Consider the following 23536-nt stretch of genomic DNA (forward strand, 5'->3'; position numbering starts at 1 on the left):
GTCGAGCTGGGCAAGCCGGTGACCCGACGGATTCCGAGTGGAAGGCTGGTGTCATGAACACCGCGCAGTTCAGCCCGGTCGGCACGCTGTCCGCCGAAGACCTGGGCAGCATCCACCTGATCGGGGTCGGCGGGGTCGGCATGAGCGGGCTGGCCCGGCTGCTGCTCACCCGGGGCATCCGGGTCTCCGGCAGCGAGCTGCGGGAGTGGCCGGCGCTGGCCGGGCTGCGGGCGCTGGGCGGCACGATCCACATGAGCCATGCGCCGACCAACCTGGACGGCGTCGACACGGTGGTCTACTCCACCGCGATCCCGCAGGACCACCTGGAGCTGGTCGCCGCCCGGGAGCGCGGACTGCGGGTGCTGCACCGGTCGGAGGCGCTGGCCGCCGCGATGACCGGCCGGCGCACCATCGCGGTCGCCGGTACGCACGGCAAGACCACCACCACCTCGATGGTGACGCTGATCCTCCAGCACGCCGGCCAGGACCCGTCGTTCGTGATCGGCGGCGAGATTTCCGAGGTCGGCTCGAACGCCCACCACGGCAGCGGGGAGTACTTCGTCGCCGAGGCCGACGAGAGCGACCGGTCCTTCCTGCTCTACCGGCCGTACGTCTCGATCATCACCAACATCGACGAGGACCACCTCAACACCTACGGCGACTACGCCGGCCTGGAGGAGGCGTTCGCCGACTTCGCCCGGCTGACCGACCCCGAGGGGTTCGTGGTGACCTGCGCGGACGACCCGGGCACCCGGCGGATGGCCGAGACGCTGCGCGCCGAGGGGCGGACGGTGTACACCTACGGCACGGCCCCCGACGCCGACCTGCGGCTGACCGACGTGGTCTCGGCGGCCGGCGGCGTACGCTATCTGGCCACCCTGCACGGCCAGCCGCTCGGCGAGGTCCGGCTGCCGGTGCCCGGCGCACACATCGGGCTGAACAGCGCCTCAGCGGTGCTCACCGCCTGCAGGCTCGGCCTGCCGATGGACTCCGTGACCTCGACGCTCGCCTCCTTCCCCGGGGTACGCCGCCGGTTCGAGCGCAAGGGGGTGGTGGCCGGCGTCCAGGTCTACGACGAGTACGCCTACCACCCGACCTCGATGACCGCCGCGCTGAAGACCCTGCGCGAGGTGGCTGGCGACGGTCGGCTGGTCGTCGTCTTTCAGCCGTACCGGGTCTACCGAACCCGGGACCTCCAGGCCGAACTGGCCACCGCGCTCGCCATCGCCGACGAGGTGGTGATGCTGGAGGTCTTCGGCCCGGGCGAGGTCCGGGCGCCCGGCGAGGGCGGGGCGGCGCTGACCGACGCGATCGACCTGCCGGCCGGGCAGAAGATCTTCCTGCCCTCCTGGGAGGACGTGCCGGCCGAGGTGGCCCGCCGGGCCCGCCGGGGTGACGTGGTAGTGACCATGGGCGCACCGCCGATCTCGCTGATGGGCGACGAACTGCTCGACGCGCTGGCCGGCGGCCCGGCCACCGGCCAGCCGACCGGGACGGCGGGCGGGGCCGGGCAGGAGGCCGGGGCGACCCCGCGTGGTCCCGGGGCAGCCAGCGACGCCGGATGAGCCCGGGCACGTCCCGGGGCCGGTCCGCGGGTCCGGCTCCGGGTGGTCGCTCCGGCGGACCGGGGCAGGGCGGCCGGGGAGCCGGTGGACGTGGCGCCGGCCGCTCCGCCCCGGGCGGTCCGGCCGGCGGCGGCGCCCGCTCCGGGGCGGGCCGTCCGGGGACCGGCCGGTCGGGCACGGGCCGGAGCTGGCGGCTGGTCCGGGCCGGTGCCGACGCGGTGCCGCCGTCGGTACGCCGGTTCACCCGCCGGGCCCGGCAGCGCCGGGTACGTGCCGCGCTGCCGTGGACGGTGCTCGCCGGGGTGCTGGTGCTCAGCCTGGCCGGTGCCGGGATCGTGTACGGCACCCCGCTCTTCGGCTTCCGCACGCTGCGGGTCGTCGGCGCCACCCTGGTCACCGACGACCAGGTACGCCAGGCGGCCCGGGTGACCGAGGGCGTTCCGCTGGCCCGGGTCGACCTCGACGCGGTCCGGGGCCGGGTCGCCGAGTTGCCGCCGGTGGCCCGGGTGACGGTGTCCCGACAGTGGCCGCACACCCTGCGGGTCGAGGTGGTGGAACGCACCCCGGTCGCGGTGGTGCCGCAGAACCGGCGGTTCCTGGTGGTCGACGCGGCCGGGGTGGTCTTCCAGACCCGGTCGGACCGGCCGGCCGGGCTGCCGCTGGCCCGGCTGGGCACTCCCGGCCCCGACGACGCCGCTACCAAGGGGGCGTTGACCGTGCTCGCCAACCTGACCCCGGAGTTGCGGGACCGCCTCGTCGAGTTGGTGGTGGAGGGTCCGGCCCGGATCACCGTCAAGCTGCGCGGCGGCCGTACGGTGCTCTGGGGCGACGCGTCGCGCAGTGAGACCAAGGCCCAGGTGGCGACGTCGTTGCTGGCGCGCGAGGGGGACACCATCGACGTGCGGACGCCGGACGTGGTGACCATCCGCTGACCGGAAGTTCCGATGGTCCCGTCCGGCTCCCGGCCGGTCGCGTCGACACGACGGCCGGCTGGCTCGCCGGTGACGTTTGTCGGCGGGCGTGCCGACACGCCGCGCAGGTCCTTGGGTTCGGCCGCGCGTACGCATACGTTGCCCCGAGAGGATCAATGGTTGACATAACTGTAAGCCTCTAGTAGAGGGTGAGGGTTACGCTTCGCCTCTCGTACCGAATGGTCGTCGGCCTCGCTCCGGCCGGATCGCCGGGCGGGGTAGCGGCCGCCGAGATCGAAGGAAAGGGACCGGCGATGACACCTCCGCACAACTACCTGGCGGTCATCAAGGTCGTCGGCATCGGCGGCGGCGGCGTCAACGCCGTGAACCGGATGATCGAGGTCGGGCTCAAGGGCGTCGAGTTCATCGCGATCAACACCGATGCCCAGGCCCTGCTGATGAGTGACGCCGACGTCAAGCTCGACGTGGGCCGGGAGCTGACCCGGGGGCTGGGCGCTGGCGCCAACCCGGACGTCGGCAAGAACGCCGCCGAGGACCACCGCGACGAGATCGAGGAGGTGCTCAAGGGCGCCGACATGGTCTTCGTGACCTGCGGCGAGGGCGGCGGCACGGGTACCGGCGGCGCGCCCGTGGTGGCGAACATCGCCCGCAAGCTGGGCGCGCTCACCATCGGCGTGGTGACCCGGCCGTTCTCGTTCGAGGGCAAGCGCCGGCAGGTGCAGGCCGAGGCCGGCATCGACGAGTTGCGCAACCAGTGCGACACCCTGATCGTCATCCCGAACGACCGGCTGCTCGCGCTCGGCGACCGTGGCATCAGCATGATGGACGCCTTCCGGCAGGCCGACCAGGTGCTCCTCTCCGGTGTGCAGGGGATCACCGACCTGATCACCACGCCGGGTCTGATCAACCTGGACTTCGCCGACGTCAAGAGCGTGATGAGTGGCGCGGGCAGCGCGCTGATGGGCATCGGCAGCGCCCGGGGGGACAACCGGGCGGTGGAGGCGGCCGAGGCGGCCATCTCCAGCCCGCTGCTGGAGCAGAGCATGGACGGTGCCCGGGGCGTGCTGCTCTCCATCGCCGGCGGCTCCGACCTCGGCCTCTTCGAGATCAACGACGCGGCGCAACTGGTCACCGACGCCGCGCACCCGGATGCGAACATCATCTTCGGTGCCGTGATCGACGACGCGCTCGGCGACGAGGTCCGGGTGACGGTGATCGCGGCGGGCTTCGACGGCGGAGCCCCGGCGTACAAGCCGGTGGAGCAGGCCCGCAAGGTCACCCCGCCGGCCGTCGCGCCGGTCTCGCCGCCGGCGTCTCCGCCGCCGGCGCAGACCCCGCGTCGGGTGCTCTTCGACGACGTGGACGTGCCGGACTTCCTCAAGAACGGTTCCTGAGCCGCCAGATGACCGAACCACCCCGCCCGGCGCCGGACGACGCGCGCCGGGCCGAACTCGCGGCCAACCTGGCCCGGGTACGGTCCCGGATCGACGCCGCCTGTGCCGCGGCCGGCCGGGATCCGGCCGAGGTGACCATGGTCGCGGTGACCAAGACCTATCCGGCTTCCGACGTGGCGCTCCTGGCCGAGCTGGGCGTACGCGACATGGGGGAGAACCGCGACCAGGAGGCCGCGCCGAAGGCGGCCGAGGTGGCGGCGACCGGTGCCCGGGTGCGCTGGCACTTCGTCGGGCAGCTCCAGCGCAACAAGGCCCGCTCGGTGGTCCGGTACGCCGACCTGGTGCACTCGGTGGACAGCGTACGGCTGGCCGGCGCCCTCGCCGACGCGGCGGGGCGGCACCGGGAGCGTCCGCTGGACGTGCTGGTCCAGGTCAACCTGGACGGTGCGACCGACCGGGGCGGTGCACTGGTCGCGGGGAACGACCCGGACCGGGGGGTCGGCGCGGTCGCCGCGGCGGTGGCCGGGTCGGATCGGCTGCGCCTGGGCGGGGTGATGGCGGTCGCCCCGCTCGGAGTGGATCCGGAGCCCGCCTTCGTCACGTTGGCCGAGGTCGCCGCCGCGTTGCGGGCCGAATATCCGGGGGCGGTCGCGGTGTCGGCCGGGATGAGCGGTGACCTGGAGGCGGCGATCGCACACGGCGCGACACATGTGCGGATCGGCAGCGCGTTGCTCGGAATGCGTAGCACGCTGCGGTAGCCTGACAAGCGGACACCAAACTACATCAGTGTTGTTTGAGGCGACATCCCTACTGGCGGGGGTCGGGGTGAGACCGGTTTCACGGTCGTGCCGGGGGTTGCCGTCTCGGGCCGGTGGGCACTGCAGTGTTCACGCGCGTGACAGGGGCACGGCACGGGGGGTGTGTGTCGCACGGCGGACGGAGGGGCGCGGGATGGGTGCACTGCGCAAGGCGGGGGTCTGGCTCGGCCTCGTCGAGGAGGACGACGAGCGGGCCTACGACGACGGTGGCTACGAGAAGAGTGGCTACCGCGAGTCGCGTTACCGGCAGAGCCGGTACGCCGACGAGTTCGCCGACGAGGACGAGGAGCAGGACGAGGCGCCACCGCCCCGGCCCCGGGCCGGTGAGCGGACCCGGCTGGCCGAGCGCAACGTCGGCCGCTCCGTCGAGCACGACCGCGCCGACGGTGACCGTCCGGAGCGGACTGAGCGCGCGGAGCGATCCAGCGTACGGTCGATCAGCCGGCCGAGCAGCGCCGAGCCGTCCACCGCGCTGACGTACCAGACCCGGGACAATCTCGCGTTGGCCCCGCAGGCCCAGTTGCGTGAGCGACCGGTGCCTGCCGAGCAGCCGGAGCAGCGCTACCAGATCACGACGCTGCATGTCACGACCTACCGTGAGGGCCGTACGATCGGCGAGCACTTCCGGGACGGCGTTCCGGTGATCATCAACCTCACCGAGATGGACGAGGCCGATGCCCGCCGATTGGTCGATTTCGCCGCCGGTCTGGCGTTCGGGCTGCGCGGTACGATCGAGCGCGTGACCAACCGGGTGTTCCTACTCTCACCGGCTAATGTCCAGGTCACCGCGGAGGACAAGGCCAAGATCGCTGAGGGTGGGTTTTTCAGCCTGAGCTAGCCCGACCGAGGGATCCGCCTGCCGTGTTTCTGCCCATCCTGTTTCAGGTCCTCTACCTGATTCTCTACGTCTTCCTCCTGGTGCTTTTGGCCCGGTTTGTCCTAAGTGCCGTTCTGCAGTACGGTCGTCGCTGGCAACCGAGCCGGGGGGCGGCGGCAGGAATGGAGTCGGTGTGGAGCGTCACTGATCCGCCTCTCAAGGCGTTGAGGCGTGTGATCCCTCCATTGCGAATTGGTACCGTGAGCATCGACCTGGCCTCCCTTGTGCTCCTGGTTATCCTGTTCGTGCTGATGGAGTTCGTGTTAAGGCCGTTGATCTTCAGTTGAACAACCTGGTGACCGGCGTGCCGCGCGGCCGCAACTGACCCGAGGAGTTTCGATGCCGCTGACCCCGGCCGACGTGCACAACGTCGCCTTCAAGAAGCCGCCTATCGGCAAGCGGGGGTATGACGAGGAGGAAGTCGACGCGTTTCTGGACGAGGTCGAGCGCGAGCTCGCCCGTCTGATCGAAGAGAACAACGAACTGCGCGCCCAGGTGGAGCGCGGCGGCCGAGGCGGCGCGCCAGCCGGCCCGGGCCCCGACCCACGCCTGGCCGCCGAGCTCAACGACGTCAAGGCCCAGCTCGACCGGGTGCAGCGGGACAAGGCCCAGGCCGAACAGGCCGCCCGGGCGATGCAGGCCGAGCTGGAGCAGGTCCGGGCCCAAGGCGGCCCGGCGGTCGGCGGCGGCGACGGGGAGCAGCAGGCTCTCCGGGTGCTGATGATGGCGCAGCGCACGGCGGACGACCACGTCTCCGACGCGCGCCGCGAGGCGGACCAGCTCCTCTCCGAGGCGCGGACCAAGGCAGAGGAGGTCACCCGCGAGGCGCGGGCCAAGGCCGACGCGCTGGAGCGGGACGCCCGCCAGCGGCACCAGGAGGCCATGGGCGGCCTGGACGCCAAGCGCACCGCGCTGCAGAAGCACATCGAGGAGCTCAAGCAGTTCGAGCGCGAGTATCGCACCCGGCTCAAGGCGTACCTGGAGAGCCAGTTGCGCGACCTCGACGGGCGTGGCCAGGGCCTTGAGGTGGAGATGACCCGGACCGACGGCAATCGGTCCGGCGGCAGCACCCCCGGCCTCGCCACCGCGGGCCTGGCGAACTCGTACGGCGGGGGTGGACGCTCCGGCGCACTCGAGACCGGGCGCTGATCCCGCCGGGGACCAACGCCGTACGACAGGACGCCGTACGACAACCGGAACCGATGCGTCGGGGGTGAGCCGTGATAGTCGGCAGTCTGGTGCTCATCCTCGCCGCCGTCACGCTGCTGGTGCTCGGCCTGGGGAGCGGGTCGAGCGGGCTGCTGATCAGCTCGATCGCGGTCAGCCTGCTGGCCGCCGTCGCGCTGGTGGTGGGCGCCCGGCAGGCGGCCGGGATGCGGGGCGCGGCCAGCGGCTTCGCCCCGGACGGGCTCGATGACGACGGGCAGGCCGCGCGTGGCGGCGGCGAGGCGGGCGAGACCCGCCGTCGCCGGCCACCGACCGGCCCCCGGATGGCACCGACCGACCCCCGCCTCAGCGGCAACGGCGGGGCCGATCCGTTCCCCGAGAGCGGGTCGGTGCTGACCGAGCCCGTCGAGGTCACGGTTCCCGCCCAGGCCACCCGGCCCGGCGCAGACAACGACGACACCGGCTGGCGGCAACCGGCCGGCGCGTCGGAGGGGCCCGCGGCCGGTCCGGTCGGGCAGGGCGAGCCGGACGACGACGTCCCGGCGGACGAGCCGGCACCCCAGCCGGTCTCCGAGGCCGACGCCGCGCTTGTCGCCGCGCTGCTCGACGACGTGTACGTGGTCGACGGCCGGCCGCGTTACCACCTCGCCGACTGTCCACACCTGTCCGGTCGGGAGAGCGAACCGCTTCCGGTGAGCGAGGCGGTGGAGCTCGGCTTCACCCCGTGTGGGCGCTGCGAGCCGGACACTGCCCTGCTCACCGATGCGCACCAAGGCTGACGGCCGGGCGCCGGTGGCTTCCGGCGGGTCGGGGGCGCAGACGGTTCCGGTGTGCCCGCCGTGACCGAGCCCGCAGCGCTGACCGTCGCGGTCCGGGTCAAGCCCGGCGCGTCCCGGGCCCGGGTCGGCGGCCGGTTCGACGGCCCGTACGGGCCCGCGCTGGTGATCGCCGTGCATCCGCCGGCGGCCGACGGCCGGGCCACCGAGGCGGCCCGGCGGGCGCTCGCCGAGGCGCTCCGGCTGCGGCCGGCGGCGGTCAGCCTGCGTACCGGCGCGGCCAGCCGGGACAAACTCTTCCTGGTCGACGGGGCCGACTCCGACGTCGACGCGCGGTTGCGCCAACTGCGCGACGGACCCGTGCGGTGAACCTTCTGCCACCTCCGCTCGGGCTCTGCCGTGGCCGCGAGTCGGGGCGGATACGCCGAGCGGTCCAGGCCGACGAGGGGTCAGCGCTCACCCGGCCCCGTGCGCGGCGGCCGTGACCGACCGGCTCGACATCGCCCTGCTGATCGGCGCGGCGGTACTCCTCGTCGCGGTCGGCGCGGTCCGGCTCTCGACCCGGCTCGGTGTGCCGAGCCTGCTGGTCTATCTCGCCATCGGGGTGGCGATCGGCGAGTCCGGCCTCGGCATCCGGTTCGACGACGCCGACCTGACCCGGGCGCTCGGCTTCTGCGCGCTGATCGTGATCATCGCCGAGGGCGGCCTGACCGCCCGGTGGAGCACGCTGCGACCGGTACTCGGCATCTCCGTCACGCTGGCCACCGTCGGGGTGGTGGTCAGCATCGCGGTGGTCGGGGTGGTGGTGCATGCCCTGCTCGGCCTGGACTGGCGGCTCGCGCTGCTCTACGGCGCGGTGCTCTCCTCCACCGACGCGGCGGCGGTCTTCGCCACGCTGCGCTGGCTGCGGCTGCCGCGCCGGCTGGTGGCCACCCTGGAGGCCGAGTCGGGGATGAACGACGCCCCGGTGGTACTGCTGGTGGTGCTGCTCTCCACCTCGTCGCTGGCCGGCCACGTCTGGTGGTACGAGGTGCTGCTGGTCGGCTACGAGCTCGCTGTCGGCGCCGTACTCGGCTTCGGGGTGGGGATGCTCGGGCGGTGGACGCTGCGCCGGGCCGCCCTGCCGTCCTCCGGGCTCTATCCGATCGCCGCGGTCGGCCTCACCGTGCTGGCGTACGGGGTGGCGACCGTGCTGCACGCCTCCGGCTTCATCGCGGTCTACGTCGCCGGGGTGGTGCTGGGCAACTCGCGGTTGCCGCACCGGCAGGCGATCCTCGGCTTCGCCGACGGGCTGGCCTGGCTGGCCCAGATCGGCCTGTTCGTGCTGCTCGGCCTGCTCAGCGTGCCGGGCCGGCTGGAGGACGCGCTGCTGCCCGCCGTGGTCGCCGGGCTGGCGCTGACCTTCCTGGCCCGGCCGCTGTCGGTACTGGTCAGCGTGACCGGGTTCCGGGTGGGTCCGCGGGAGCAGGCGTTCCTGTCCTGGGCCGGGCTGCGCGGTGCGGTGCCGATCGTGCTGGCCACGATCCCGCTCTCCGAGGGGTTGCCCGGCGCCGTCCAGCTCTTCGACACCGTCTTCGTGCTGGTGGTGATCTTCACGCTGGTGCAGGCCGGCACCCTGGGCCCGGTGGCCCGCCGGCTGGGCATCGCCGCCCCGGCCGAGCTGACCGAACTGCGGGTGGAGACCGCTCCGCTGGAACGGATGCAGGCCGACCTGTTGCAGTTGGAGATCCCGCCGGGCTCCCGGCTGGTCGGGGTACACCTGGACGAGCTGCGGCTGCCGGTGGGTGCCTCGGTCACCCTGGTCTCCCGGGACGGTGTCGGGTTCGTGCCCGGCCCGGACACCCGGCTGAAGGTGGGTGACAGCCTGTTGATCGTGGCCACCGCCCTGGCCCGGGACGAGGTCGAGCGCCGGCTGCGGGCGGTGAACCGGCGCGGTCGGCTGGCCCGGTGGTTTGGGGAGCACGGCGACGATCGCAACAAATAGTGCTATTGTTCCTTTTGCCCGGTTTGCGGATTATTACGGGTTGAAATCGGTAACATCGGTGCGGCATGTTGTCGGACGTCTGTACGTTCCGTATTCTTGCCAACCTCCGGAGTGCGCGGCGTCCCGCCGCGCGCCCGTTTTGCAATTGGGGGACGTCGTGGTCGGACGGGCGAGGGTCGGAGGCAAGACAACCGGAATGTCCGGCTCGTCGCTCGCGCCCGACACCGCCCGGCAGCCCCGCACCGCCGCGCGGCATCGGCGACCGGCGCCCCCGGGACCCGGTGACGGTGGATCCCGTCGCCGGCAGCACCCCACCGGTCGCGCCCGCCGGAGCGACCGCACCGCGCAGGACCCGCCGGACCGTCACGGGAGCGTCGGAGGTTCCTGTCCAGGCACGGCCGATCGCCGCGGAGTCCGCGGCCGAGGGAGCGACGATGGCTAAGCCAGCAGAGACCAGGACCGCCGGCCGCAAGTCGGCACCGAAGACGTCGCGCAGCGCCGCGGAGACCGAGAAGATCCGCGCCGCACTGGCGGCCCGCCGGGACGAACTCCGTGCCGAGTACGATCAGACGCTGAGCGAGATCACCGAGCTGCAGCGCGACCGGTTGACCGACTCGGCCGGGGACGACCAGGCCGACACCGGCACCAAGACGTTCGAGCGGGAGCAGGAGATCTCCCTCGCCAACAGCATCCTGGAACGCATCACCCAGGTGGAGCGGGCCCTGGAGCGGCTTGACGAGGGCAGCTACGGCTGGTGCGAGCGGTGCGGCAATCCGATCCCGGTGGAGCGGCTCGCCGCGTTCCCCTCCGCCACGCTGTGCGTCTCGTGCAAGCAGTTGGAGGAGCGCCGGTGAGCCCCACCGGGTGGTGAATGGAGGAAAGGGACTCCTGCTGAACATCGACGACGAGCGGACGACCAACGACGACGGGCCGACCGCCGAGGCTCTGGCGAGCGGGTCCGGGCCGGATCGAGCCACCCCAGGGCGGGCCCGGCGGGTGGCCGTCACGGTACTGCTGGCCACCGCCGTACTGGCCTGGCTCGCCGATCTCGGCACGAAGCACCTCGCCCTGGCGGCCCTGACCGACCGGGACCCGGTACGCCTGCTCGGCGGCGCGGTCTATCTGAGCCTGACCCGCAACAGCGGAGCGGCGTTCAGTCTCGCCTCCGACCACACCTGGGTCTTCCCGCTGGTCACCGCCGGGGTGATCGGCTGGATCGGCTGGATGGCGGCCCGGCTGCGCTCGCTGCCCTGGGCCATCTCGCTCGGCCTGGTCCTCGGCGGCGCCCTCGGCAACCTGACCGACCGGATCTTCCGGGCCCCCGGTCCCTTCGTCGGGCACGTCGTCGACATGGTCAGCCTCTTCGACCCGTACGGGCAGGTCTGGCCGATCTTCAACCTGGCGGACAGTGCCCTGGTCAGCGGCGTCGTCCTGGCGGTGCTGCTGGAACTGGGCGGCCGGCAGCGGGACGGCACCCGGCTGCGCTCCCGGCCGAAGAGCACCGACCCGGGTTCGGGCACGCCGTTGCGCGGGTCCGGGCGGGACGGGTCCGGAGCCGAGCCGGTCGCCGGGGCGTCGACCGGGTCCCCGGCAGCCGCCGGGGCGTCGACCGAGCACCCGACAGTCCCAGGAGCCTCGGCCGAGCCCGCCGGGGCCGCCGGGGCGCCGACCGATTCCGCGCCGGCCGGGAGCCGGACCGAGGCCGAGACCGAGCGACGGGACCTGTCGTGACCTCAATCTCCGACGCGGGTCCGGTGCGGCCCGCCGGCGACCGCCGCTCCCTGCCGGTACCCGACGGACTCGACGGCATGCGCTTGGACCAGGCGGTGTCCCGGCTCTTCGGCCTTTCCCGCACCGTGGCGGCGGCACTGGTCGAGGCCGGTGACGCCCTCGTCGACGGTGCCGCCCGGCCCAAGTCCGACCGGGTCTCGGCCGGCTCGTGGCTGGAGGTGGTGCTGCCCGCGCCGCCCACCGCCCCGACCGTCATCTCCGAGACGGTGCCCGGGCTACGGGTGGTCTACTCCGACGACGACATCGTGGTGGTCGACAAGCCGGTCGGGGTGGCGGCGCATCCGAGCCCGGGGTGGAGCGGGCCGACGGTGATCGGCGGGTTGGCCGCGCTCGGGCACACCATCGCGACCAGCGGTGCCGCCGAGCGCCAGGGCGTCGTGCACCGGCTGGACGTCGGCACCACCGGTGTGATGGTGGTGGCCAAGAGCGAGCAGGCGTACAGCCTGCTGAAACGGGCGTTCAAGGCACGCGAGGTGGAGAAGCGCTACCACGCGGTGGTGCAGGGCCACCTGGACCCGCTGCGCGGCACGGTCGACGCGCCGATCGACCGGCACCCGACCCACGACTACCGCTGGGCGGTGATGGCCGGCGGCAAGCCGAGCATCACCCACTACGACACCCTGGAGGCGTTTCCGGCGGCCAGCCTGCTCGACGTACGGCTGGAGACCGGGCGTACGCACCAGATCCGGGTACACCTCTCCACCCTGCGGCACCCGTGTGTCGGTGATCTGACATACGGTGCCGATCCCACCCTGGCGGCCCGGCTCCGGCTCACCCGGCAGTGGCTGCACGCCCGCGAGTTGGCCTTCGCGCACCCCCGGACGGCCGAGCAGGTCCGGTTCGTCAGCGACTACCCTGACGACCTGGAAGTTGCACTCCGCATCCTGCGTGACTGACCGACCGGCAGGGATCACCCGACGAGGGAGTTCGTCCGTGCGCCTCGGCGACCTGTTGCGACAGTTGGACAGCCGACTGTTGCCGCCCCTGGCCCGGGGCATGGCCCGGCTCGGGCACGGCCGGCCGCGGCTGCGGCTGCTGGCCACGGTCGCGCTGTTCTGCTCGGCGGCCGTACTGGTCACCGCCGTGTGGGCGGCCGATCGGCGGCCGGCCGGCGACCAGACCGTCGGCGAGGTCACCCGGGTCGGGGTGGTGCAGGGCGAGTCCATCCCCGGCTACCTGGAGGCGACCCGGGGAGAGTTGCGGTCGCTGGTCGCGGCCGGCGCGGCCGACCCGGCGCGGCCGACGTACGCCCTGGTGACCATGTCGGCCTACCTGGCGCCGGACCGGCTGACCCCGGTGCTGACCGGGATCGGTGTCTCGGAGGTCTTCGCCCGGCTGTGGCGCCCCGGCACCCAGACCGAGATCGTGCGCATCCCGGCCCTGCGCCTCCCGGACGACGTGGTCGGCGGAATGTCGGAGGTCGCGGCGCGCAAGGACCGGGAGGCCCGGGACTACCAGGAGCGGGCCGCCGGGGTCACCGGCGACGGGCCGCAGGAGCAGGAGCTGCGCCGGTTCTACTCCAGTGGTGCCCGGGTCGCCGACGAGGAGGCCACCGCCTACCGGGCCCGGTGCTCGTGCGTCTACGCCGCCGTGGTGCGGGGCGAACCGGCCACGCTGGAGCGGATCGCCGCCCGACCCGAGGTACGCGCGGTGGACCCGGCGCCGGAGGTGCAGCGGCTGGACCGTACCGTCTTCACACCGCCGCTGCCCGAGCAGAAGGACGTGGCGCATCCGCCGGCCGACGTGAGCCTGCCGGCGATCGACGGTGACGGTACCGACGGGCCGGACGCCGGAGGTGCGCCGGACCGGGCCGTCCCGACGACCTCGGCCGGCCCGGCGGCCGATTCGCCCGTCGCTCCGCCGGCCGTCGCGACCCCCGGCCCGGGCGATCCGGGTGCGACCGAACCGCCAGCCACCCCGGACCCACCGCCCGAACCGCCAGCCGGGTCGCCGCCGGTCGAGATACCGTCGGACCGGCCGCCGGTCGAGGCACCCCTGGCCGACCTGGCCACCACCGGGGGGAGCGGCGGAACATGACAGTGGACGGCATGATGGACGTCTACGACGGCGGGCACGCCGACGGCGGTGGATGCGCTCCTAAGGTGGCCCGAATAGGGTTTGCTTCGTAGCCTGTCAGGGCGGGGACCGATGGTGCTGGGAGGGGCGAGCCGTGGACGGCACCGAGACCGGCTGGGGCCGGCCGGCAGAATCAGGGCCGCGTTGGCGGGCGCTGCTCGACCGGGCCCTGCACGGTGGCCGGACCGACGAGCAGCAGGTTCTCGACGAACGACCCGGCTCCGAACCGGCCGCCGAGGGCGGCCACGCCGCCGGCCGGTTCGCCGGTAACGGTTATCCCGGCAGGCCGGAGGCGGATCCCCGGACGTCTACTCCCGGCCACCCGGTCACGCCCGGATATCCGCCCGCGCCCGGCTACGGCGGGGGCGGTCATCCGGGCGAGTCCCGCTACGCCGCGCTGGAGAACGGCTACCGGCCCGATCCCGGCTTCGGTGCCGGGCGACCGGCCGACTCCGGCTACCGGCCCGGCGCGGGTCTTCCCGCCGAGCCGGGCGCCCGGCCCGGCCCGGACTACCGGTCGGGCGCCGACCGGCGGGAGCCCGACCATCCGCCCGGCGGCTACCGGTCCGACCTCGGCTACCGGCCCGACCCCGGCCACCGGCCCGAGCCGATGGAGCCCTACCGGCCCGAGCCGGCCGGCCCGGACTATCCGGGCGAGTCCCGCTACGCGGCGCTCAGCAGCGGCTACCAGCCTCCGCCGCCGGTGGTGCCGGCGCCGCGACCGGCCCTGCCGAGCCCGCCGACCCCGGCCCGCCGCCCCGACCCGGGGGCCGCGCCGGCCCTGCCGCAGCGGGCGGTGCCGCCCCCCGCCACCGGTCGGTCGGTTCCGGCGCCGCGTGCCTCGCTGGCGCCGCCGGCCGCACCGTCCATGGCCCCGCCACCCGGCCCGGCACCGCCGCATCCGTCCGCCGCCGGGTATCCGGCGGGGGACGTCGGGTACGCCCCGGTGGCCCGTCGGGCCAGCGTCGAGTCCTATCCGAGCCGGCAACAGCGCTCGGCCGACCCCGAGGTGGAACGCGCCCGCAACGTGCTCCGCCGGGAACTCGGCTCACCCCGGGTGGTCGCCTTCGCCAATCCGAAGGGCGGGGTGCACAAGACCACGGCGACAGTGCTGGCCGCCGCGACGGTGGGCAGCGTACGCGGCCGTGGCGTGCTCGCCTGGGACGACAACGAACTGCGCGGCACCCTCGGCCTGCGGGCCGGCAGCGCCCGGCACGCCCGGACGATCCGGCACCTGGTCGCCGATTTGATCGAGATCGAGGCGCTGTCCAGCACCCAGCTGATCGACCGGCTCGACGACTACCTCCGGCACGCCTCCGACGGCTCGTACGACGTGCTGGCCGGCGAGGAGAGTCCCCGGTTCGCCCAGCGCCTCGACCAGCACACCGTCCGGCGGGTGCTGGAGCTGCTCCGCCGCACCCACGACGTGATCTGCGTGGACACCGGCAACAACGTGGAGAGTTCCAACTGGCAGACGGTGCTGCGCGCCGCCGACCAGCTGGTGGTCACCACGGTGCCCCGGGAGGACGCCGCGTTCACCGCCGACTGGATGCTCGACCTGCTGCACGACATCGGGATGAGCGAGCTGGCGGACAACGCGGTCACCCTGCTCTCCTGTCCGACCCCGGGCCGGTCTCCGCTGCTCGACGACCTGGTGCGGCACTTCGGCACCCGGACCCGCGCGGTGGCGGTGGTGCCGTACGACCCGGCGCTGGAGACCGGCTCGTCGATCGAGTACGCCCACCTGGCGCAGGAGACCCGGGACGCCTGGCTCCAGGCGGCGTCGATGATGCTGGAGCCGTTCGCCCGCTGACCCGGCACCGTGCCGTCCGGGCGTGTCCGGTCGCCGGTCGGCCGGGACGAACCGGTCGGACGACACACGCCCGGAGACGGAATGTGGGACACCTCGCCCGGACGGGTGTCAAGCCTGGAGACCGCGCGGCCCTGGGACTAGGCTCGGGTGCCGGCGGTCGCGCGTCGGGGTACGCGCCCTGCCGTCGGGGCACGGATCGTGCCGTCCGGCCTGCGCTCGCCAGGCGCTGCGTGGTGCCGTTTGGGGGATGCGTCGCTGGGTGACCGGCAGCCGCCGTCGACCGTTCGTCGGCGGGCCGGCCGGCAGCCGCGTGAGGGAAGGGGGCCCTGGGTGTCTGACTCGTTCGTGCACCTGCATGTGCACACCGAGTATTCGATGCTCGACGGGGCCGCCCGGCTCAAGGAGTTGTTCGCCGAGACCGACCGGCTGGGCATGCCGGCGCTGGCCATGACCGACCACGGCAACCTCTTCGGCGCGTACGACTTCCACAAGCAGGCCACGGCCGCCGGAGTGAAGCCGATCATCGGCAGCGAGATGTATCTGACGCCGGGGACGGACCGGCGGGAGCGGACCCGGGTCCGTTGGGCGGACGGTGGCGAGAACGACGTCTCCGGTGGTGGCGCGTACACCCACATGACCATGCTGGCGGGGGATGCCGACGGGCTGCGCAACCTGTTCCGGTTGCAGTCCCGGGCCAGCCTGGAGGGTTACTACTTCAAGCCGCGGGCCGACCGCGAGCTGCTGCACCAGTACGGCAAGGGGATCATCGCCACCACCGGCTGCCCCTCGGGCGAGGTGCAGACCTGGCTGCGGATCGGGAACTTCGACAAGGCGTGCGAGTCGGCGGCCGAGTTCCGGGACATCTTCGGGGCGGAGAACTACTACCTGGAGGTGATGGACCACGGGCTCGACATCGAGACCCGGATCCGTCAGGACCTGATCCGGCTGGGCAAGAAGCTCAACCTGAAGCCGGTGGCCACCAACGACCTGCACTACACGTACGAGAAGGACGCGGACGCGCACGAGGTGCTGCTCTGCGTGCAGTCCGGCTCGACGCTGGCCGACCCGAAGCGGTTCAAGTTCGACGCCCGGGACTTCTATCTGAAGTCGCCGGCCGAGATGCGCGCGCTGTGGGACTCGGAGGTGCCCGGGGCCTGCGACAGCACGTTGGAGATCGCGGAGCGGATCGGCGACTACTCCGAGCTGTTCGCGTCGCGCAACCTGATGCCGCAGTTCCCGGTGCCGGCGGGGGAGACCGAGGAGACGTTCCTGCGCAAGGAGGTGATGCGCGGGCTGGAGCGGCGCTTCCCGGGCGGGGTGCCGGAGGACCGTCGCCGGCAGGCCGAGTACGAGCTCGACGTGATCCTCAAGATGGGCTTCCCGGGCTACTTCCTGGTCACGGCCGACCTGGTCGCGTACGCGAAGCGGGAGGGGATCCGGGTCGGGCCGGGGCGTGGTTCGGCGGCGGGTGCGCTGATCGCGTACGCGCTCGGCATCACCGAGCTGGACCCGATGGCGCACGGTCTGCTCTTCGAGCGGTTCCTCAACCCGGATCGTGTGTCGATGCCCGACATCGACATGGACTTCGACGAGCGTAGGCGCGGCGACATGATCCGTTACGCCACCGAGAAGTACGGCGAGGAGCGGGTCGCGCAGATCATCACGTACGGCACGATCAAGGCCAAGGCGGCGATCAAGGACGCGGCCCGGGTCCTGGGTTATCCGTTCGCGATGGGTGACCGGATCACCAAGGCGATGCCCCCGGCGGTGATGGGCAAGGACATCCCGCTCGGCGGCATCTTCGATCCCGGCCACCCCCGTTACCAGGAGGCGGCCGAGTTCCGGCAGCTCTACGACGGCGACGGCGAGGTACGCAAGGTCGTCGACACCGCCAAGGGCCTGGAGGGGCTGAAGCGGCAGTGGGGGGTGCACGCGGCCGGGGTGATCCTGTCCCGGGATCCGCTGGTGGACGTGCTGCCGATCCAGAAGCGGGAGCAGGACGGCTCGATCATCACCCAGTGGGACATGGGTGCCTGCGAGACCATCGGTCTGCTCAAGATGGACTTCCTGGGCCTGCGCAACCTGACCATCATGGACGACGCGCTGGAGGCCATCCGGGAGAACCGGGGCGAGGACCTGGTCCTGGAGGACCTGCCGCTGGACGACAAGGCGACGTACGCGCTGCTCGGCCGGGGCGACACCCTGGGGGTGTTCCAGTTCGACGGCGGTCCGATGCGGGCGCTGCTGCGGTCGATGGCGCCGGACAACTTCGAGGACATCTCCGCGGTCGGCGCGCTCTACCGGCCCGGCCCGATGGGTGCGAACGCGCACAACGAGTACGCCGACCGCAAGAACAACCGCAAGCCGGTGGTGCCGATCCACCCCGAACTCGCCGAGTCCCTGGAAGAGATCCTGGGCGACACCTACGGGCTGATCGTCTACCAGGAGCAGGTCATGGCGATCGCCCAGAAGGTGGCCGGCTATTCGCTCGGCAAGGCCGACCTGCTGCGCCGGGCGATGGGCAAGAAGAAGAAGGAGATCCTCGACAAGGAGTTCGCGCCGTTCGCCGCCGGCATGAAGGACAACGGCTACAGCGACGCGGCGATCAAGACGCTCTGGGACATCCTGGTCCCGTTCTCCGACTACGCGTTCAACAAGGCGCACAGCGCCGCATACGGCGTGGTCTCCTACTGGACCGCCTACCTGAAGGCGAACTATCCGGCGGAGTACATGAGCGCGCTGCTCACCTCCGTCGGCGACGACAAGGACAAGTCGGCGGTCTATCTGGCCGAGTGCCGGCGGATGGGCATCAAGGTGCTGCCGCCGGACGTCAACGAGTCCAGCGCCCGGTTCGCCGCCGTCGGCACCGACATCCGGTTCGGGCTGGCCGCCGTCCGCAACGTCGGCGCGAACGTGGTCGAGTCGATCCGCCGGTCCCGCAAGGAGAAGGGCAACTTCACCGACTTCTACGACTACCTGCGCAAGGTCGACGCGGTGGCCTGCAACAAGAAGACCGTCGAATCGCTGATCAAGGCGGGCGCGTTCGACTCGCTCGGGCACACCCGCAAGGGGCTGCTCGCCGTGCACACCGACGCGATCGACTCGTTCATCGCGCTCAAGCGCAACGAGGCGGTCGGCCAGTACGACCTCTTCGGCGACGCGTTCGGCGGCGGCGGTGACGGCGGGGCCGGTGGCGGCATGGTGGTGACCCCGCCGATCCCGGCCGGCGAGTGGGACAAGACCGACCTGCTCACCTTCGAGCGCGAGATGCTCGGCCTCTACGTCTCCGACCATCCGCTCTTCGGGGTCGAGCACGTGCTCGCCGCGGCCGCGGACATGTCCATCGCGGCGCTCGCCGAGGAGGGCGGGGTCGCCGACGGGCAGGTGCTCAACCTGGCCGGCATCCTCTCCGGAGTGCAGCGCCGGATCACCAAGCAGGGTCGGGCCTGGGCCTCGGCCACCCTGGAGGACCTCGGCGGCGCGGTCGAGGTGCTCTTCTTCCCGAACACCTACGAACTGGTCGGGCAGTACATCGCCGAGGACGCGATCGTGGTGGTCAAGGGGCGGGTCGACCGCCGTGACGACCAGCCCCGGCTGATGGCGATGGACCTGTCGATGCCCGACATCACCGCAGCGGACGAGGTCAAGCCCGTGGTACTGGCCCTGCCGCCGTCCCGCTGCACGCCGCCGCTGGTGGAACGGCTGCGCGAGGTGCTGACCAGCCATCCCGGCTCGGCCGAGGTGCACGTCAAACTCGTCAACGGCTCCCGGGCCACCCTGCTGCGGCTCAGCCCGCTCCGGGTCGCCCCCACCACCGCGTTGATGGCCGACCTCAAAGCACTGCTCGGGCCGAGCGCCGTGGCGGGCTGAGTGTCGTGGCGGGCTGAGCCGCGCCCTCGTCATCCCGGGACAAACCGCAGCTCCCTGGACACCTAGACAGTCCCCGGACCACGCGACGACGACCGCCGGCCGGGACAGCGCGGTGGGGCGGCCGGCCGTGGCCGCACGAGCCACCTCCGGGTCGGGCCTCCGGAGGGTGGCCCGGCCTGAGAGGATCATCTCGTGAGTCCGGCAACCTCCCCTTCCGACGGCCCGCTCGGCGACAGCGACCACGGGGGTCCCGGCGTACCGCCGGCACCTCCTCCGGCAGCCCCGAACCCGCCGTACGGCGTACCCGCCGGGGCGGCGCCGGGCATCCCGACCGGACCAGGCGCGGGTGGCACGCCGACCGGATCTGCCCCGGAAACGCCGGGTCCGCCGGCCGTGGTGGTGCCGGCCGTGGACCCGCTGACCTGGCCTGGATCGGATCCGGTCGCCGCGAACGGAAGCTGGCCGGCTCCGGAAGGCCCGCCCGGTGCCGCGCCGCCGGTCGCCGGTCCCCGGGCCCGCCGACTGGTCCGGGGCGGGGCGGCCGCCGTCGGTGCGTTGCTGGTGCTGATCCTGCTGGGAATCCCGTTCGGCCTGGTCTGGTCGGCCGTGTCGCCGGGTGTGCCGGTGGTGCAGACCGAGGACGGCGCGCTGCTGGCCGCGCCGCAGCCGGAGGAGTTCATCGCCGCCGACGGCTGGTTCAGCGTGCTCGGGTTCGGTCTCGGTGTGCTGGCCGCGATCGCGATGTGGCTGCTGTTGCGCCGCCACCGGGGCCCGGTCGGGATGCTGGTGGTGGTGCTCGGCATGCTCGGCGCCGCCGTACTGGCCTGGCAGCTCGGCCGGCAGATCGGCCTGTCCGGCTACGAGCGGCTGCTGGCCGGGGCCCCACCCGGGGCGACGTTCAGCAAGCCGCCGGACCTGCACGGCGGGCAGTACGACCTGCTGCTCGGGTTCATCCCCGCCATCCAGGACCTGCTGGTGCCGGCGTTCGGCGCCGCGGTGATTTACACCCTGCTGGCCGGCTGGTCCCGGTATCCGGGACTGCGGCCCGAGGCCGAGCCGGCACCCGGGCCGCTCAGTTGGGACTTGCCGGTACCGCCAGCTCCGTCAGCGGCACCGGCACCGCCCGTACCTGACGCAGCAGAGCCGCCTCGCGATTGAGCAGCCGGAGTTCCGCGCTCAGCCGGCCGGCGGTGTCGGGCATCGCCAGCAGCCGCTGCCGGTCGGTGAGGGTGAGCGCGGCGGTCGCGGCCACCAGGTGCGACAGCACGGTGGGATCGTCCGGCAACTGTTCGGAGATCTCCTCCGGATCGTCCCGGACCAGGGTGAGGTAGCGCCGGAAGACCGCCAGCACCCGGGGCGCCAGCAGGTCGGCGAGCTGCTCCTGTCCGGCCGGCTCGGGCAGCCACTCCACCTCGGCGGTCAGGTACGGGGCGGAGCCCTCCTCGACGCGAGCGATCCGGAACCGCCGCCGGCCGACGGTGACCACGTCCAGCCGGCCGTCCGGCAGCTCGGTCACCTGCCGGAGTTCGGCGGTGCAGCCGACCTCGTGCAGGGTGACCGGCGGACCGTCCGGGCGCCGGTCGGTCAGCTCCGGCTGGCCCGACCGCGGCTCCGCCTCGGTGCTGCGGGACTCCGGCTCGGGGCCGGCGGAGACCGACGCCGGCCCGCCGCTGCGGATCGCCACCACGCCGAACTCCCGGGGCGTGCCCTCCGGCAGGCCGCGCAGGTGCTGCATCAGGTCGAGATAGCGCGCCTCGAAAATGTGCAACGGCAGGACCAGACCGGGAAAGAGCACCGTCCCGAGCGGAAACACCGGCAGCCGCGCGTCCACCGGTCGAGCCTAGCCCGTCGGTACCGGCGGTGAACCGCCCCGCCGGGCCGATCGTCCCGCCGTCTCGTCGGGTGGCCCGGGTCACCGTCCCGCCGGCTGGGCGGACGCGGACCGGTCGGTGGGCGCCGAATAGACTGCCAAGGGTGTTGAACCGGATCGACCTGCGCGGTGGTTGGCGCGACCCGCGCGCCCTGCTGCCCCGTGCCCAGCTTGATGTCTCCGTGGCGGTGGAGAAGATCCGCCCGATCGTGGAGGCGGTCCGCGAGCATGGTTTCCCGGCGATCCAGGACGCCACGCATCGGCTCGACGGCCTGCGGCTGGACCGGTTCCGGGTGCCGGTCGAGGCGATCACCGAGGCCGAGTCGACGCTGGAGCCGGAGGTCCGGGCCGCGCTGGTCGAGGTGATCGACCGGGCCCGCCGGGTGCACGCCGACCAGCGGCGGACCGACGTGACCACCCAGGTGGTCCCGGGCGGCAGCGTCACCGAGCGTTGGGTCCCGGTCGACCGGGTCGGGCTCTACGTCCCCGGCGGCCTCGCCATGTATCCCTCGACCGTGGTGATGAACGTGGTACCGGCCCAGGCGGCCGGAGTCCGCTCGCTGGTGGTGGCGAGCCCGCCGCAGCAGGAGTTCGGCGGCCTGCCCGACGCCCGGGTGCTGGCCGCGTGCGCGCTGCTCGGCGTCGACGAGGTGTACTCGGTCGGCGGCGCCCAGGCGGTTGCCATGCTGGCGTACGGGTCGGACACGGACGCAGACGGGCAGACCCGGTGCGAGCCGGTCGACATGATCACCGGACCGGGCAACATCTGGGTCACCGCCGCCAAGCGACTGCTCCGTGGCGTGGTCGGGATCGACGCCGAGGCCGGCCCGACCGAGATCGCCGTACTCGCCGACGAGACCGCCGACCCGGTGCACGTGGCGGCCGACCTGATCAGCCAGGCCGAGCACGATCCACTGGCCGCGAGCGTGCTGGTCACGCCGTCGGTGGAACTGGTCGAGGCGGTCGACCGGGAGCTGCGCCGTCAGGTGCCCCAGGCCAAGCACGCCGACCGGATCGGCACCGCGCTCGGCGGGCCGCAGAGCGGGGCGGTGCTGGTCGACGACCTGGAGGCGGGGCTGCGGGTGGTCGACCTCTACGCCGCCGAGCACCTGGAGATCCAGACCCGGGACGCCCGCGCCTGGGCGATGCGGGTACGCAACGCCGGGGCGATCTTCGTCGGCCCGTACGCGCCGGTGTCGCTCGGCGACTACTGCGCCGGCTCCAACCACGTGCTGCCGACCGGTGGCTGCGCCCGGCACTCCTCGGGACTGTCGGTGCAGTCCTTCCTGCGCGGCATCCACATCGTGGAATACGACGAGGCGGCGCTCCGGGACACCGCCCGGCACGTGGTGGCGCTGGCCAACGTGGAGGACCTGCCTGCGCACGGCGAGGCGGTCCGGGTCCGGTTCCCGGAGCGCACCGACGGGGCGGCGACGTGACCTCTCTCGACGACCTGCCGATCCGGGACGACCTGCGCGGGCGCAGCCCGTACGGAGCACCGCAGCTCGACGTGCCGGTGCGGCTGAACACCAACGAGAACTCGTACCCGGTGCCGGAGCCGGTGGTGGAGGCGATCGGCAAGGCGGTCGCGGCCGAGCTGCGGGACCTGAACCGCTATCCCGACCGGGACGCGGTGGCGCTCCGGGCCGACCTTGCCGACTATCTCGGGCACGGGCTGGGCGCCGGCCACGTCTGGGCGGCGAACGGCTCCAACGAGGTGCAGCAGCAACTGTTCCAGGTCTTCGGCGGGCCGGGGCGGACGGCGCTCGGCTTCACCCCGGCGTACTCGATGCATCCGCTGCTGGCCACCGGCACCGGCACGACCTGGCGGGACGGCAACCGGGGTGCCGACTTCGGGCTGACCGCCGCCGACGCCGTGGCGCAGGTCCGCCGGCACCGGCCGGACCTGGTCTTCCTCTGCTCGCCGAACAACCCGACCGGCACCGCGCTGGACCCGGCGGTGCTGGACGCGGTACTGGCCGAGGCGCCCGGGATGGTGGTGGTGGACGAGGCGTACGCGGAGTTCGCCCGCCCCGGCACCCCGACCGCGTTGGCCCTGCTGCCCGGACACCCCCGGCTGGTGGTGACCCGGACCATGAGCAAGGCGTTCGGCTTCGCCGGCGGGCGGCTCGGCTACCTCGCCGCCGATCCGGCGGTGGTGGACGCGGTGCAGCTCGTCCGGCTGCCCTACCACCTGTCGGCGCTCACCCAGGCCGCCGCCCGGGCGGCGCTGGCGCACCGGGACCTGCTGCTCGGCACCGTCGAGGCGATAAAGGAGCAGCGGGACCGGATCGTGGCCAGCCTACGGTCGCGCGGCCTGCCGGTCGCCGACAGCGACGCCAACTTCGTGCTCTTCGAGGTCGGCGGCGACCAGCGGGTGGCCTGGCGGGCCCTGCTCGACCACGGCGTGCTGGTCCGCGACGTCGGGCTGCCCGGCTGGCTCCGGGTCACCGCCGGCACGCCGCAGGAGACCGACGCCTTCCTCGCCGCCATAGAATCGGTGCGGACCGGCTCCGACTCCGGCCCGGCCGGTTCCGGCACACCACCGGCGGCCACCGGCCCGGCGCCGACCGATTCCGGGACGGCGTGATGCGTTACCGAAC

Annotated in this window: 19 protein-coding genes and 1 pseudogene; 19 read left to right on the plus strand and 1 reads right to left on the minus strand. The window is 73.0% G+C overall.

What is annotated here, in order from left to right; genetic code table 11:
* The first annotated feature begins 53 nt into the window (after window positions 1-53).
* From murC to R6Y94_RS04500, 17 genes and pseudogenes are all read left to right on the plus strand, one after another.
* Window positions 54-1565 carry a UDP-N-acetylmuramate--L-alanine ligase gene (gene murC / locus R6Y94_RS04420; protein ID WP_412102684.1) on the plus strand — a complete coding sequence of 504 codons (1512 nt, stop codon included), beginning with the start codon at window positions 54-56 and terminating at the stop codon, window positions 1563-1565.
* Window positions 1562-2497 carry a cell division protein FtsQ/DivIB gene (locus R6Y94_RS04425; protein ID WP_318394440.1) on the plus strand — a complete coding sequence of 312 codons (936 nt, stop codon included), beginning with the start codon at window positions 1562-1564 and terminating at the stop codon, window positions 2495-2497. The genes murC and R6Y94_RS04425 overlap by 4 nt, the downstream gene beginning before the upstream one ends.
* Before the next feature lie 293 nt (window positions 2498-2790).
* Window positions 2791-3891: a cell division protein FtsZ gene (gene ftsZ, locus R6Y94_RS04430; protein ID WP_318394441.1), complete on the plus strand. Its 1101-nt coding sequence runs from the start codon at window positions 2791-2793 to the stop codon at window positions 3889-3891.
* 8 nt (window positions 3892-3899) lie between these two features.
* Complete coding sequence (locus tag R6Y94_RS04435) at window positions 3900-4649, plus strand: YggS family pyridoxal phosphate-dependent enzyme (protein WP_318394442.1); 750 nt, start codon at window positions 3900-3902, stop codon at window positions 4647-4649.
* Between the two features lie 193 nt (window positions 4650-4842).
* Window positions 4843-5547 carry a cell division protein SepF gene (locus R6Y94_RS04440; RefSeq protein ID WP_318394443.1) on the plus strand — a complete coding sequence of 235 codons (705 nt, stop codon included), beginning with the start codon at window positions 4843-4845 and terminating at the stop codon, window positions 5545-5547.
* 29 nt (window positions 5548-5576) lie between these two features.
* Window positions 5577-5873, plus strand: a complete 297-nt coding sequence (locus R6Y94_RS04445; protein ID WP_318394615.1) for a YggT family protein — start codon at window positions 5577-5579, stop codon at window positions 5871-5873.
* A gap of 52 nt (window positions 5874-5925) precedes the next feature.
* Window positions 5926-6735, plus strand: a complete 810-nt coding sequence (locus R6Y94_RS04450; protein ID WP_318394444.1) for a DivIVA domain-containing protein — start codon at window positions 5926-5928, stop codon at window positions 6733-6735.
* 71 nt (window positions 6736-6806) lie between these two features.
* A complete protein-coding gene (locus tag R6Y94_RS04455; RefSeq protein ID WP_318394445.1) occupies window positions 6807-7532 on the plus strand; it encodes a hypothetical protein in 726 nt (241 codons plus the stop codon).
* A gap of 60 nt (window positions 7533-7592) precedes the next feature.
* A complete protein-coding gene (locus R6Y94_RS04460; protein ID WP_318394446.1) occupies window positions 7593-7898 on the plus strand; it encodes a DUF167 domain-containing protein in 306 nt (101 codons plus the stop codon).
* A gap of 112 nt (window positions 7899-8010) precedes the next feature.
* The gene (locus R6Y94_RS04465; RefSeq protein ID WP_318394447.1) at window positions 8011-9513 is read left to right on the plus strand and encodes a potassium/proton antiporter; all 1503 of its coding nucleotides are present in this window, start codon (window positions 8011-8013) and stop codon (window positions 9511-9513) included.
* A gap of 434 nt (window positions 9514-9947) precedes the next feature.
* A complete protein-coding gene (locus tag R6Y94_RS04470) occupies window positions 9948-10367 on the plus strand; it encodes a TraR/DksA family transcriptional regulator (RefSeq protein WP_101367140.1) in 420 nt (139 codons plus the stop codon).
* 10 nt (window positions 10368-10377) lie between these two features.
* Window positions 10378-10995 (plus strand): annotated as a pseudogene (lspA, locus tag R6Y94_RS04475) (signal peptidase II); the annotation flags it as partial.
* Between the two features lie 326 nt (window positions 10996-11321).
* A complete protein-coding gene (locus R6Y94_RS04480; RefSeq protein WP_318394616.1) occupies window positions 11322-12200 on the plus strand; it encodes an RluA family pseudouridine synthase in 879 nt (292 codons plus the stop codon).
* A gap of 37 nt (window positions 12201-12237) precedes the next feature.
* Entirely contained in the window at window positions 12238-13341 is a 1104-nt protein-coding gene (locus tag R6Y94_RS04485; protein ID WP_318394448.1) for a hypothetical protein, read from the plus strand.
* Window positions 13342-13474: 133 nt separating this feature from the next.
* A complete protein-coding gene (locus R6Y94_RS04490; protein WP_318394449.1) occupies window positions 13475-15193 on the plus strand; it encodes an AAA family ATPase in 1719 nt (572 codons plus the stop codon).
* 330 nt (window positions 15194-15523) lie between these two features.
* Window positions 15524-19063, plus strand: a complete 3540-nt coding sequence (gene dnaE, locus R6Y94_RS04495; RefSeq protein WP_318394450.1) for a DNA polymerase III subunit alpha — start codon at window positions 15524-15526, stop codon at window positions 19061-19063.
* Window positions 19064-19387: 324 nt separating this feature from the next.
* Entirely contained in the window at window positions 19388-20221 is an 834-nt protein-coding gene (locus tag R6Y94_RS04500; protein ID WP_412102690.1) for a DUF2567 domain-containing protein, read from the plus strand.
* On the opposite strand, the gene R6Y94_RS04505 is transcribed toward R6Y94_RS04500, so the two are convergent.
* Window positions 20136-20894, minus strand: coding sequence for an LON peptidase substrate-binding domain-containing protein (locus tag R6Y94_RS04505; RefSeq protein ID WP_318394452.1), 759 nt, complete (start codon window positions 20892-20894; stop codon window positions 20136-20138). The two genes, R6Y94_RS04500 and R6Y94_RS04505, sit on opposite strands and share 86 nt — an antisense overlap.
* A gap of 143 nt (window positions 20895-21037) precedes the next feature.
* Here R6Y94_RS04505 and hisD point away from each other — a divergent pair, with 143 nt between their 5' ends.
* Window positions 21038-22372: a histidinol dehydrogenase gene (gene hisD, locus R6Y94_RS04510; protein ID WP_318394453.1), complete on the plus strand. Its 1335-nt coding sequence runs from the start codon at window positions 21038-21040 to the stop codon at window positions 22370-22372.
* A complete protein-coding gene (locus R6Y94_RS04515; protein WP_318394454.1) occupies window positions 22369-23523 on the plus strand; it encodes a histidinol-phosphate transaminase in 1155 nt (384 codons plus the stop codon). The genes hisD and R6Y94_RS04515 overlap by 4 nt, the downstream gene beginning before the upstream one ends.
* The last annotated feature ends 13 nt before the right edge of the window (window positions 23524-23536 follow it).

Source organism: Plantactinospora sp. KLBMP9567 (assembly GCF_033446045.1).
Classification (GTDB): domain Bacteria; phylum Actinomycetota; class Actinomycetes; order Mycobacteriales; family Micromonosporaceae; genus Plantactinospora.